Below are 12,841 nucleotides of genomic sequence, written 5' to 3'. Positions count from 1 at the left end.
ATGAAACTTTGACAGCCTGTAAGACCTTTGAGTCATTGACTCATATGGTGATTAGGGCAGGGTTAAAAAACTTCGAATTTTTGACAGAAGGCGGGGACGATGCCAAAAAAGAAGCCTATTGTGGTTGTGACGCGGAAACTGCCGGATGTTGTTGAAACACGCATGCGCGAGCTTTTCGACACACGGTTGAATGAGCAAGACAAGCCGTTCACTCAGGCAGAGCTTGTGGAAGCCGTCAAAATTGCTGATGTTCTTGTCCCCACTGTTACAGACCGCATTGATGCTTCGGTTTTGGCTCAGGCTGGCCCTAATCTGAAAATGATCGCCAACTTCGGTAACGGCGTCGACAATATCGACGTTATCTCTGCCAACAATCGCGGTATTGCAGTTACCAATACTGCTGGTGTGATGACTGAAGACACTGCAGACATGACCATGGCGCTCATTCTGGCTGTTCCGCGTCGTCTTTCTGAAGGCATGAAGAAGATTGAGAACAAGGAATGGGACGGTTGGTCTCCTACCTGGATGCTTGGTCGTCGTATCTGGGGCAAGCGCTTGGGTATTATCGGTATGGGCCGGATCGGTCAGGCGGTCGCCAGACGCGCAAAAGCGTTTGGTATGTCTATCCATTACCACAATCGAATTCGCGAGCCTCTGGAGCTTGAAGAGCAGCTGGAAGCTACTTTCTGGGAGAGCCTGGATCAGATGCTTGCGCGCATGGATGTCGTCTCCATCCATTGTCCGCATACGCCGGGTACCTACCACCTGCTTTCCGCACGCCGTTTGAAGCTGATGAAGCCTGATGCGTACATCGTAAACACCGCTCGTGGTGAGATTGTGGATGAAAACGCGCTGATCCGTCAGATTGAGTCAGGTGAGCTTGCAGGTGCAGCGCTTGATGTGTTTGAGCATGAGCCTGCGATCAACCCGAAGCTTGTGGCATCCGACAAGGTGGTTGTGTTGCCGCATATGGGTTCAGCAACAATCGAAGGGCGTATTGATATGGGTGAGAAGGTCATAATCAATATCAAAGCCTTTATGGACGGACACCGTCCACCGGATCGCGTTTTGCCATCTATGCTCTGATAACAGTTTGAAGCGCTTCAGAAATCTGGAGCGCTTTTTATTTGGAACCTACTTCAGATACTTATTCCAGGCAGGGTCAGATTTCATTCCAGCAAGGAACTTGGCGTGTGCCTCAATTTCTTCCTCTGACAGGGAAGGGGAGAGAGGGGTTGGGCGTTGCATCGCTGCGACGCGCTTTTTGGGCTCATCACTGAGTTTATCCAGGTCGATCGCTTCATCGTCTGGTACCAGGCCAAGATTTTTCTGCTTACCGCCGTTCATCTCCAGATAAACTTCGGCCAGCAACTCCGCATCGAGCAGCGCGCCGTGGTATACGCGCTTTGTGTTATCCACGCTGTAGCGAGAACACAAAGCATCCAGCGATACTGATCCGGTCGGGAACTTTCTGCGCGCAAGCTTTAGAGTATCCAGCACCTGCGTATTTGGGATTTTCGGTTTATTACAACGCCCAAGCTCCATGTTAATGAAGCCCATATCGAATGGAGCGTTGTGAATAACCAGGCGTGAATCTCCAACAAAATCAAGAAATTCGTCAGCTACATCGACAAACAGCGGTTTGTCGGAGAGGAACTCAGCGGAAAGGCCGTGAATGCGGAAGGCTTCTTCTGGCATATCCCTTTGCGGATTCACATAGAGGTGACAAGTTCTGCCCGTTGGAATGAAATTTATGAGCTCCACTCCGCCGATTTCAACCAGCCTATCCCCATCAAGCGGATTCAGGCCTGTGGTTTCAGTATCGAAGGAGATTTCGCGCATAATTACACCGTTCTAGAAGCGATAGAAGACACAGCGCGCATGATGGCACCCACTGCACGACGGGCCGGCTCAACGCCTCGGCCAGTGTCGACAATAAAATGCGCTTTTTTGCGTTTTTCTGCATCGTTTAACTGTTTTGCGTAGATAGCCTCAAATTTCTCTTCTGTCATGCCTGGTCTTTCAAGAACACGCTGACGCTGCACATCATATGGTGCAGAAACTACGACGACCGCATCAACGGCCTTGTGCTTGCCAACCTCGAAGAGAAGAGGAACGTCGAGCACAACGACCTTACGACGGTCTAATTTGGCTTGCTGAAGAAACTCCGTTTCAACTTCCTGAACAAGTGGGTGGATGAGGCTTTCCAGAAGCATCATCTTTGCTTTGTCGTGGAGGACGATTTTTCCGAGGGCTTCGCGGTCAATCCGACCATCTTTAGCAGTACCGGGAAAGGCGCTGCCAACAGGCTCAACCGCTTTGCCAGTGTAAAGTGCATGAACCGCAGCATCAGCATCATAAACAGCGGCTCCAGCCTCTGCGAAGAGCTTTGAGGTGGTTGATTTCCCCATTCCAATAGAGCCAGTCAGACCGAGAATAACCATTCAGGTAAGTCCCATTTCTCTTAGGATCATCTCACGAAGCTCGTCGGTGACTTCCGGGCGAACTCCAAACCATTTTTCAAAACCCGGTACAGCTTGATGAAGAAGCATTCCCAGACCATCCACTGTCGCATTACCGCGCTGCTCAGCATCACGAAGCAGCTTGGTTTGTAACGGAGAGTAAACTATATCCGTCACAACTGCCGATTTCGACAGGTTATCAAGATCAATATTTAATTCTGGTTGTCCAGTCATACCAAGTGAGGTCGTATTAACTAGAAAATCCGCTTCTCCAAACTTTTCCCCCAATCTATCCCACTTAATTGCGATAGTATTTGGGCCAAAATGATCTGCAAGATTCTGCGCTTTTTCTAGTGTTCTATTGGAAATATACACTTCTGTGTATCCTCTGGAGAGCAACGCCCAGATAATCGCCCGAGAGGCACCACCAGCCCCCAGAACAACGGCCTTATTCCCGTTGTTATCCCAGTTCGGCAGCATCTGATCGAGATTTCCCAGAAAGCCAAGTCCGTCGGTGTTTGAACCATTCAGAACACCTGCGTCATCCAACCAAAGCGTGTTCACAGCACCAATCATTTTGGCTGCATCATCCAACTTCTCGGCGGAATTATACGCGTGCTCTTTGTTTGGAATTGTCACGTTGCAGCCAACAAATCCATGCTCAGCCAATGCGCTGTAAAAGCTTTCAGCAGTCTCAGGAGGCACATCCTGTGCAATGTAGCTGCCCTCAATGCCATGCTGTTTTAACCAGTAACCATGGATCAGAGGGGATTTTGAGTGGCCGATCGGATGACCTGTGACAGCTGCGTTCCTCATTTCTTCAAAACCTCAATCTCACGAAGGAAAGAGAGGAGGCTAAGGAGAGGAAGGCCCAGCACTGTGAAATAATCGCCCTCAATCTTATCAAAGAGCTGCACGCCTTCGGCTTCCAACTGATACGCACCGACACTGGAGAGTATTTCGGATCCGGTTCTCTCAATGTACCAATCCAGAAAATCTTCTGATAACTCACGCACATTAAGAATGGCCGTCGAAATGCCTTCCCAGACAACTTCGCCATCTTTGACGACACATGCCGCAGAATGAAGGGCATGACTTTTGCCGGAAAAGCTCATTAGTTGCTCGCGGGCTGCGTTCAGGTCTTCGGGCTTAACGAGGCGCTTTCCTTCAAAGGCCAGGATCTGGTCAGCACCGACTACGTAAGCACCATGATTTCGGGCAGAAACTTCTTTCGCTTTCGCAATGGATAATTTAGCTGCAATCACTTCTGGATCCACACCAGTGGAAAGCAAAGGCTCTTCTATCTGTCGCTCATCAACATTTGCCGGAATACGATCAAAAATTAGGCCTGCATTTTCTAAGAGAGTCGCGCGAATTTTACTTCCGCTCGCTAATATCAGTCGAGTCATACTCTGCTTTCTCAATCTGAGGATTTCTTGTGCTGTTTATTGGGATAAAGCGTAATGCTTCTCAATATTCTTCTGTCTCTTTTTGCTCATTTTTATGCTTTCGGAGCAAATCCATGATCTCCGCTGCCGTTTCTTCGATAGAGCGGCGCGTTACATCGATGAGCGGCCAACCATTTTCAGCACACAACCGTTTCGACATCGCAATCTCCTGAGCAATCGATTTGCGATCAACGTAAGTGTCGTTGTCTGTTTTGGCATCCAACGACAAAATGCGGTTCTGGCGGATATCCCGAATACGCTCGGCTGTAGCCATCAGGCCAACCACCAGAGGTCTTTTGGCTTTCAGGAGCTGACGGGGAGGGCGCATATTGGGAATAAGCGGGATGTTAGCCGCCTTAATACCTCTATTTGCCAGATAGATAGAGGTTGGTGTCTTAGAGGTTCGGCTGATACCGACAAGAATAACGTCTGCTTCATCCAAAGCCCCAGCGATTTGACCATCATCGTGCAGCATCGTGTAGTTCATGGCTTCCATGCGCTGGAAGTATTCCTCATCCATCACGTGCTGTCCGCCCACACGCCACGTTTCTGTGACGTTCAGATAGCTATGGAAGACCTGATAGACGGGTTTGAGAACATTGACGCATGGCAGGCCTAAATCCTGACATTTGCGCTCCAGACGGCGGGCATAGGATTGTTCCACAAGGGTGTAGAGAACAATTCCTGGTGCAGATTCAATCTCTTCGAGGACTCTACTCAATTGCTTGTCATGCCGGATCAGCGGGTAAACATGCTCGATGGGCTGAATATTCTCATATTGCGCGGTCGCAGCACGCACAATTGTCATCAAAGTTTCGCCCGTTGAGTCCGAAACCATGTGTAAATGGAAGTAGTTAGAGTGGTTACCCAAGGTATCATCCTCAACATTCCTAAGAGACTTGGGAAAACTAGCCAAATCTCACTGTGCTTTCAAATTAATGCCCGCTGACCCTAATCCGTCAACAATTCCATATTTTGAGAATACTGATTTCGAAACGACTTGGATAAACGGGATTGCACATTGCCCACGCAAAAGATTCACAGCACAGCATACGGGATAAACTGTGATCTGTGGTTATTTTCCAGATTGTAACCTATTGAATCTTTAGAAAAAACAATTTGTTTTCGACTCCTGTTGAGAGTCTTGCTTGTTTTTGATCTGTGACTTTTCCTATTAGGGTTTTCTCAGTTAGGAATTGTGGAATTAAATTGATCCCTGCTATTCACTCACTAATAGAAATAGAAACTTCCAAATAAGAAGATTCTATTTAAGCAGGCTTGGGAAAAAGAGGCGATTTATGGAATCTCATGAAAGAGCGGTAATGCGCGTTTTGGCAGGCGAGAAACTTGAGCGCCCACCAATCTGGATGATGCGCCAGGCAGGACGGTATTTGCCTGAGTACAGAGCTGTACGAGCTCAAGCACCGAATTTTCTCGACTTCTGCTACAATACCGATCTTGCAACAGAAGTTACTCTCCAACCCATTCGCCGGTATGGCTTTGATGCTGCCATCCTATTTTCTGACATCTTCGTTGTTCCAGATGCGCTTGGCTACCCTGTAAATTTTGAGGAGGGTCGAGGACCAGTTCTCGAACCACTTTCGACAGAACTCGTTGATAAGCTTGATCAAGCTAGGACGATGGAGCATTTGGCTCCTGTTATTGCCACAGTCGAGCGTTTGAGAGCGGAGTTACCGACTGAAACCACCCTTCTAGGCTTCTGCGGAGCTCCGTGGACGGTTGCTTGCTATTCTGTGGCTGGTCATACCACTCAGGACCAGTTTGCCGCTCGTATCGGCTCCTATCAGGATCCTGAGCTTCTGACTGCTTTCATTGACCAGTTGGTTGAAGCTTCCATCACGTACCTTGTGGCTCAGTTTGATGGTGGCGCAGATGCGCTGCAGATCTTTGACACATGGGCAGGTGTTCTGGATGACATCGGTTTTGAGCAGTGGTCCGTTGGCCCAACACGTAAGATCGTTGATGGCGTCAAAGCACAGCGACCTAATGCAAAGATCATTGGCTTCCCGAAAGCATCAGCTGCTCGCTTGAAGCGCTATGTTGAAGCCACTGGTGTTGATGCAGTCGGGTTGGATTGGACCGTTCCGGCAGAAGTTGCGCAGGAAATTCAGAAAATTGTTCCTGTACAGGGCAATATGGATCCAATGCGCCTTGTTGCTGGTGGACGTGCGCTGGAAACTGGAATAGATCACGCACTCGAAGTTTTGGGTAATGGTCCGCACATCTTTAACCTTGGTCATGGCGTTGTTCCACAAACTCCGCCAGAACATGTTGCTGAGATGGTGAAGCGGGTTAAAGGCCTGTAAGCAGACACTGCGAATTAGATAAGGCGCGGATCATGGATGATGCATATTCCTGGGCGAAGTCCCTCCACATAATCTCTGTGATTGCCTGGATGGCGGGATTGTTCTACTTGCCGCGCCTTTTCGTTTATCATACGTCCGCTGAAGTCGGTTCTGATAAGAGCGAAACCTTCAAGATCATGGAACGCCGGTTGCTTAAAGCGATTATGGCTCCATCCATGATGGCCACCTGGATTTTTGGCTTGTGGCTGGTTTATCTGCTTGATGCTTATTTTGATCTTTGGTTTATGCTGAAGTTTTCACTGGTTATACTGATGACGATATATCACGTGATGCTTTCACGTCATGTCACCAAGTTTGCGCAGGATCAAAATAAGAATAGTGAGCGCTACTTTAGAATTATTAATGAACTGCCGACACTATTAATGGTTGCAATTGTGTTCTTAGTGATCTTTAAACCCTAGGTGATCCGAACATTCGAATTTTAATATTGGAAAATTTAGGAGAATTAGTGGGCAATAAGCACTTGCCGAATTCAATTCGATTAGTTATTGTCCCCGCAACTTCACGATGTAGCTTATGCGATCGCTGATCTCCTAGCGATTTTCAAAGGTCGATAAATTTCGTATCTAGATGAGCTACTATTCCCCCCTAACGTTTTGTGTTCGAAAGTTCTTGATCCTTCTAAAGCTAAGTCAAGTCCAGAACCCATAGTAAAGACGATCCCTATTGATGCGGGAAATGAAACTCAGAGACCTGAAAACTAAGAGCGCAACTGAACTCCTCGCTTTTGCTGAGGAACATGACGTTGAAAATGCAAGCACCATGCGCAAACAGGAACTTATGTTTGCGATTTTGAAGAGACTTGCAGAGCAAGATATTGAGATCATCGGCGAAGGTGTCGTAGAGGTCCTCCAAGATGGATTTGGATTCCTCCGCTCTCCTGATGCGAACTACTTGCCAGGCCCAGACGATATTTACGTTTCACCTTCACAGATCCGTCGCTTTTCTCTGCGCACCGGTGATACTGTTGAAGGCCAGATCCGTAGTCCTAAAGAAGGTGAGCGTTATTTCGCCCTTCTGAAAGTCAACAAAATCAACTTTGAAGACCCTGAAAAGGCGAGACACAAGGTTCACTTTGATAACCTGACTCCGCTTTATCCAGATGAGCGCTTCAATCTTGAAATCGAGAATTCTACCTCCAAGGATATTTCTTCTCGCATTATTGATCTTGTAGCTCCGCTCGGCAAAGGCCAGCGTGCTTTGATCACTGCGCCTCCTCGGACAGGTAAAACAGTATTCCTTCAGAATATTGCGAAATCGATTACTACCAACCATCCTGAATGTTACCTCATCGTTCTGTTGATTGATGAGCGTCCGGAAGAAGTAACGGACATGCAACGTACAGTTGATGGTGAGGTTGTTTCTTCAACCTTTGATGAGCCAGCTACTCGCCACGTTCAGGTTGCTGAGATGGTTATTGAGAAGGCAAAGCGTTTGACCGAACATGGTCGTGACGTTGTTATCCTTCTGGATTCCATTACTCGCCTTGGTCGTGCTTATAACACCGTTGTTCCTTCCTCTGGTAAGGTTCTGACAGGTGGTGTTGATGCGAACGCCCTCCAGCGCCCTAAGCGCTTCTTCGGTGCTGCTCGTAACATTGAAGAGGGTGGTTCTTTGACCATCATCGCAACGGCGCTGATCGATACCGGCAGCCGTATGGATGAAGTTATCTTCGAAGAATTCAAGGGTACTGGTAACTCCGAAATCATCCTTGATCGTAAGATCTCTGATAAGCGCGTATTCCCAGCTGTTGATATTCAACGCTCTGGTACTCGTAAGGAAGAACTTCTTGTTCCAGCTGATAAGCTCAAGAAGACTTTCGTTCTGCGCCGTATTCTCAGCCAGATGGGTACTGTTGATGCTGTTGAGTTCCTGCTCGACAAGCTGCGTCAGACCAAGTCCAATGATGACTTCTTCGACTCTATGAACACATAGGTTTATCGCCTACCGAATTTTTCGGCCCCGCTCGCCAATTCGGTGAGCGGGGCTTTTTTATTTTTAAGCCAATTTTTGGCGCTTTTAATAGTTGGATTCGATTACGAAATGAGGGGAGGGGAATATGGAAGAGGTGCTGCTGGATAAATGCTCGCGTGTTGAAACCGAGAGGCTTGTTCTTCGTAGGTGGGAGGAGCGGGATCTGGATGGTGTCATCCGCATGAATGGTGATCCGCGAGTGATGGAGTTTTTTCGCTCTCTGAATACGCCAGATGAATCAAGACAGTTTCTTGAGATCATGATGAGACAGGAGGAAAAGCACGGCTTTTGCTTTCCTGTGGTGGAAGACAAAGAGACTGGTGCTTTTCTTGGATTTTGTGGGCTCAACATTCCTGGCTACAGTGGGCCCTTGCCATGTGAACCATGCGTTGAAATCGGTTGGCGGCTTACCCCAGAGACATGGGGAAAGGGGATTGCTGTCGAAGCGGCTAAGTTCTGGCTTAGATTCGGATTCGAAACACTTCAACTGGACGAAATTGTTGCCATCACGGTCGTGCAAAATCACAAGTCCCGGAGAGTGATGGAAAAGCTTGGCATGACACACGATCCTGCTGAGGATTTCGATTTTCCAAACGTAGATCAAGATCACCCCTTATGCCGGCATGTTTTGTATAGGCTCTCTGCAGATAAGTTCCATGAGCAAACCAGTGACTGAGATTGATCGGTGTCCACGCATTGAGACAGAACGATTGGTTCTGCGGAAATGGGAAGAGCGGGATCTGGAGGGACTTGCGGAGCTGAATGCAGATCCGCAAGTGATGGAGTTTTATCCATCGGTGTTGTCGCGTGCTGAGAGTGAGAAGATGTTGGCGCGTTATATGGATGCGCAGCAGCAGTATGGTTTTTGCTTTTCGGTGATCACTCAGAAGGGAAGTGGGCGGTTTCTTGGATATTGCGGGCTGAAGGTTCCGGGGTATCAGCAGCATCTTTCATTTGCGCCCTGTGTTGAGATCGGCTGGCGGCTCTTACACTGTGAGTGGGGAAAAGGAATTGCCACGGAAGCTGCACAAATGTGGCTTAGATTCGGACTCGAAACTCTACAACTCAATGAGATCGTCAGCTTTACGCCCGTGCAGAATTCTCGCTCAGAGAAATTGATGCAGCGTCTGGGTATGGTTTGCGTTGAAGAGTTTGAGCACCCTATGCTTGAGGATGGCCATAGGCTCAAACGGCAAGTGCTCTACAAGATGACACGACAACGGTATTTGGGGCAGGGCTATGATTGAAGATGTCATCGACAAATGTCCGCGTATTGAGACTGAACGCTTGGTGTTGCGGAAGTGGGAAGAGCGGGATCTGGAGGGACTTGTTCAGATGAACGCAGATCCACTGGTGATGGAGTTCTTTCCGGCGGTGATGTCTCGGCAGGACAGTGAGCGGATGTTTGAGCGGCTCATTGCGAAGCAGGTGAAGTATGGGTTTGGTACTCCAGTTGTTGAGGAACGGGCCTCAGGGAGGTTTCTAGGGCTTTGTGGGTTGGGTATACCGACCTATCCAGAACCGCTTCCTTTCGATCCGTGTGTGGAAATTGGGTGGTGGTTGATACCTGATGCGTGGGGGAGGGGAATTGCTCAGGAAGCCTCGCGTATCTGGCTTAGATTCGGATTCGAAACTCTTTGTTTAAATGAGGTTGTGAGTTTCACTTCTGCTGTCAATCGGCGATCTGAGAAGGTTATGCAGAAGTTGGGAATGGTGAGGGATGCTTCTGAGGACTTTGATCATCCTTTGATTGAAGAGGGGCATCCATTGAGGCGACACGTTTTGTATCGCCTTTCTAAAGAGAAGTATTTGGAACGGGAAGATGGTTGAGACATTAATTGATAAGTGCCCACGTATTGAAACCGAGCGGCTTATATTGCGGAAGTGGGAAGAGCGGGATCTGGACGGCATAGTTGAGATGAATGCGGATCCACGTGTGATGGAGTTTTTTCCGGATGTGATGTCTCACGATGAGAGTGCTCACATGCTTGCGCGTTTGATGGCTAAACAGGACGAGTTGGGGTTCGCATGTCCAGTTGTTGAGGATCGGGTTTCTGGAAGGTTTCTTGGCTTTTGTGGCTTGAACATTCCGACTTATCCAATACCACTCCCGTTTGATCCGTGTGTGGAGATTGGTTGGCGGCTTATCCCGGATGCCTGGGGGAAGGGGATAGCGCAGGAATCAGCTCGTATCTGGCTTGAATTCGGATTCGAAACTCTTGAGATTGATGAGATTGTGAGCTTCACAACGGAGACGAACTTACGTTCTCAAAAGCTCATGCAACGGCTGGGTATGACGAGGAATTCAGCTGATGATTTCAATCATCAAATGTTGGAGGATGACCACCCGTTGGTGCGTCATGTGCTTTACCGTTTGACGAAGGATCGTTTTGAAAGCGTATCCAAGAGCTGAACTTAATTGAATACTCGAACATGGGTGATCTGTGAATTATGTAATGTTTCACGTGAATCACCCATATTTTCAAAAGTATATTTATGAGCGCTGACCCACGTGAAACTGTGAGTCAGCGTTTAATTTATTTGCAGATCAGATCTGCTCTTTCACCTTTTCAGGTGTTGTCGCTGGCAGAGAGCATCCTTTTTCTGAGCAGATGAAGACAGTGGTTTCATCCGTGTTCCAGGATGAGTTTTCCAACTCCACTGGCTTTGATGAACCAACAGGAATGACATCCACATAGAGAGCAGGATCAGCTTGAGAATGCAGAGCCTGCATTATTAGATTCGCGTCCGAACCAGTTCCCAGAACGGCAAGTGCTTTCTTGAAGCGGGTGCGAGTATCGAGTGCTGTGAGCAATGATGCCGTGCCGAAGATGTTGTTTGGAACATCGGCTGCAAATGCATTCAAAGTTCCATCTGCAACATCACGGGAAGATGTGTCACCTGTCAGGATCCAATGTTCAGAGAAGGCGAGAGCGGCTACGGCGTTGTAGTTTGGTGTTGCCTCATCATAGGCGTGATAGGGGCGGAGGATGAGGTCGTCGGCATCCTTATCCGTCATGTAAAAAGCGCCATTAGAGTGTGCAAAACGCTCCTTCAGAATCTTCAGGAACTCTACTACCTGTTCTAGGTAGCGCTGCTTCTCAAGTGGATTTGGTTCCGATCTGTACAAAGCGAGAGCTGCTCTTGCACACCATGCGTAGTCAGAAGCAAAGCCAACTTCCAGTCGCTGACCCTGTCGCCAGGAATGGCTGAGCTTTCCATCAATAAACATATGCTCTGTGATGAAGGCAAATGCCTCTTTGGCGGATGTGCGCATAGATTCACGTGAAACAAGAGAACTTGCTTTTACGAGTGCACAGACGAGCATAGCGTTCCAGTCTGCTAACACCTTGTCGTCTTTGTGTGGTGGAACGCGTGTCGCTCTGTGCTCAAGCAGGATTGCTCTGCAGGTTGCCAGGGCTTCCTCTTCAGCTGCTTCCAGAAGAGCAGGGGAGTGGCGCCGGTTGAGGATGATGTTGCCTTCCCAGTTTCCATCTGGGGTGACGTCGTAGACATTAGAGAACAGTTCGAAGTGTTCTGTTGGGATGAGGTTCTTCAACTCATCATGAGTCCAGACATAGAACTTGCCTTCAACTCCTTCACTGTCTGCATCCATGGAAGATGCGAAACCGCCTTCGGGAAGCTTCATGTCACGCTCTAGCCAATCGACGATTTCTTGGATTCGGATGTGAAACAGTTCATCACCCGTTTCCTGATAAGCCCAGCACAGGTGCTCGATGAATTGTGCGTTGTCGTAGAGCATCTTTTCAAAATGTGGGACCAGCCAAATAGAGTCGACTGCGTAACGAGCCAGGCCACCTCCCACATGATCATAGATTCCACCTTGCGAAATTGCTCGTGTGGTTTTTAAAAACTGCTCACGCATGAAGGTGTTTTTTTGCGCCTTGGCAGTTCTGAAGATGAGTTCCTGAACGGAGGCCTGAGGAAACTTTGGCGCGCCCTTCATGCCACCTTCTTCTTCATCCTGCATGTTGAAGAGTTGCTTGCCGGCAGCGGTGATCAGGAAGCCAGATAGAGGGGAGGCCTCTGATGGTGGTTTGTTGAGAGCCTGGCTGATGGCTTGCCGGTTCTCTTCAATGGTGTCGCGGTCAGCGATGAAGCTTTGTGAAATTGCAGTTAGGATATCCTTGAAAGCAGGGGAGCCATGTCGTGCTTCATTCGGGAAATATGTACCACCCCAGAATGGATCACCCTCTGGCGTGAGGAACATGGTCAGTGGCCAGCCACCCTGTTGACCAAGCATATGGAGTGCTTGCATATAGATCTGGTCAATGTCCGGGCGCTCTTCGCGGTCTACCTTGATGTTGACGAAATGCTCATTCATGAGAGCGGCTGTTGCTTCATCCTCAAAACTTTCATGGGCCATAACGTGGCACCAATGACAGGCGGAGTAGCCAACAGACAGCAGAATTGGCTTGTTTGTTTTTTGCGCTTCTTCCAGTGCTTCCTTACTCCACTCCCACCAGTGGACAGGGTTATTTTGGTGTTGAAGAAGGTAAGGGCTTGAAGCGTTCGTTAAGCGATTTCTGCTCATAAAGAGGTGATCCTG

Annotated in this window: 14 protein-coding genes; 8 read left to right on the top strand and 6 right to left on the bottom strand. The window is 48.5% G+C overall.

All coding sequences use genetic code 11. From position 1 onward, the window contains the following. Positions 1-99: 99 nt before the first annotated feature. On the top strand, positions 100-1,086 hold the full coding sequence (locus tag BM231_RS01545; protein WP_057463206.1) for a 2-hydroxyacid dehydrogenase: 987 nt from the start codon (positions 100-102) through the stop codon (positions 1,084-1,086). Between the two features lie 48 nt (positions 1,087-1,134). Here BM231_RS01545 and dnaQ read toward each other — a convergent pair whose 3' ends face one another. From dnaQ to BM231_RS01520, 5 genes are all read right to left on the bottom strand, one after another. After that, positions 1,135-1,842: a DNA polymerase III subunit epsilon gene (dnaQ, locus tag BM231_RS01540; RefSeq protein ID WP_093516222.1), complete on the bottom strand. Its 708-nt coding sequence runs from the start codon at positions 1,840-1,842 to the stop codon at positions 1,135-1,137. Positions 1,843-1,844: 2 nt separating this feature from the next. Beyond that, positions 1,845-2,444, bottom strand: coding sequence for a dephospho-CoA kinase (gene coaE, locus BM231_RS01535; RefSeq protein ID WP_093516220.1), 600 nt, complete (start codon positions 2,442-2,444; stop codon positions 1,845-1,847). Then, positions 2,445-3,278: a shikimate dehydrogenase gene (locus tag BM231_RS01530; protein ID WP_093516218.1), complete on the bottom strand. Its 834-nt coding sequence runs from the start codon at positions 3,276-3,278 to the stop codon at positions 2,445-2,447. Then, complete coding sequence (locus tag BM231_RS01525) at positions 3,275-3,871, bottom strand: Maf family protein (protein WP_093516216.1); 597 nt, start codon at positions 3,869-3,871, stop codon at positions 3,275-3,277. Before BM231_RS01525 ends, BM231_RS01530 begins: the two co-directional genes overlap by 4 nt. A gap of 61 nt (positions 3,872-3,932) precedes the next feature. Next, a complete protein-coding gene (locus tag BM231_RS01520) occupies positions 3,933-4,781 on the bottom strand; it encodes a pyruvate, water dikinase regulatory protein (protein ID WP_082596851.1) in 849 nt (282 codons plus the stop codon). Between the two features lie 427 nt (positions 4,782-5,208). Between BM231_RS01520 and hemE the strand changes: the two genes are divergently transcribed. The 7 genes from hemE to BM231_RS01485 all read left to right on the top strand — a co-directional run bounded on the left by hemE (position 5,209) and on the right by BM231_RS01485 (position 10,684). Then, positions 5,209-6,237, top strand: coding sequence for a uroporphyrinogen decarboxylase (hemE, locus tag BM231_RS01515; RefSeq protein ID WP_057463211.1), 1,029 nt, complete (start codon positions 5,209-5,211; stop codon positions 6,235-6,237). 32 nt (positions 6,238-6,269) lie between these two features. Then, positions 6,270-6,698 carry a protoporphyrinogen oxidase HemJ gene (gene hemJ, locus BM231_RS01510; protein ID WP_093516214.1) on the top strand — a complete coding sequence of 143 codons (429 nt, stop codon included), beginning with the start codon at positions 6,270-6,272 and terminating at the stop codon, positions 6,696-6,698. A gap of 268 nt (positions 6,699-6,966) precedes the next feature. After that, positions 6,967-8,232 carry a transcription termination factor Rho gene (gene rho / locus BM231_RS01505; protein WP_057463213.1) on the top strand — a complete coding sequence of 422 codons (1,266 nt, stop codon included), beginning with the start codon at positions 6,967-6,969 and terminating at the stop codon, positions 8,230-8,232. Positions 8,233-8,356: 124 nt separating this feature from the next. Further along, positions 8,357-8,947, top strand: coding sequence for a GNAT family N-acetyltransferase (locus BM231_RS01500; RefSeq protein WP_093516212.1), 591 nt, complete (start codon positions 8,357-8,359; stop codon positions 8,945-8,947). Further along, positions 8,928-9,518: a GNAT family N-acetyltransferase gene (locus BM231_RS01495; protein WP_208859981.1), complete on the top strand. Its 591-nt coding sequence runs from the start codon at positions 8,928-8,930 to the stop codon at positions 9,516-9,518. Before BM231_RS01500 ends, BM231_RS01495 begins: the two co-directional genes overlap by 20 nt. After that, entirely contained in the window at positions 9,511-10,101 is a 591-nt protein-coding gene (locus BM231_RS01490) for a GNAT family N-acetyltransferase (RefSeq protein WP_093516210.1), read from the top strand. Before BM231_RS01495 ends, BM231_RS01490 begins: the two co-directional genes overlap by 8 nt. Beyond that, positions 10,094-10,684 carry a GNAT family N-acetyltransferase gene (locus BM231_RS01485; RefSeq protein WP_093516208.1) on the top strand — a complete coding sequence of 197 codons (591 nt, stop codon included), beginning with the start codon at positions 10,094-10,096 and terminating at the stop codon, positions 10,682-10,684. Before BM231_RS01490 ends, BM231_RS01485 begins: the two co-directional genes overlap by 8 nt. Positions 10,685-10,819: 135 nt before the next feature. On the opposite strand, the gene BM231_RS01480 is transcribed toward BM231_RS01485, so the two are convergent. Continuing rightward, entirely contained in the window at positions 10,820-12,826 is a 2,007-nt protein-coding gene (locus BM231_RS01480; RefSeq protein ID WP_093516206.1) for a thioredoxin domain-containing protein, read from the bottom strand. Positions 12,827-12,841: the final 15 nt, after the last annotated feature.

The organism is Pseudovibrio ascidiaceicola, from assembly GCF_900114245.1.
GTDB classification, from domain to species: Bacteria; Pseudomonadota; Alphaproteobacteria; order Rhizobiales; family Stappiaceae; genus Pseudovibrio; species Pseudovibrio ascidiaceicola.
The sequence above is the reverse complement of the archived record's forward strand: the minus strand, read 5'-3'. Positions and strand labels throughout refer to the sequence as shown.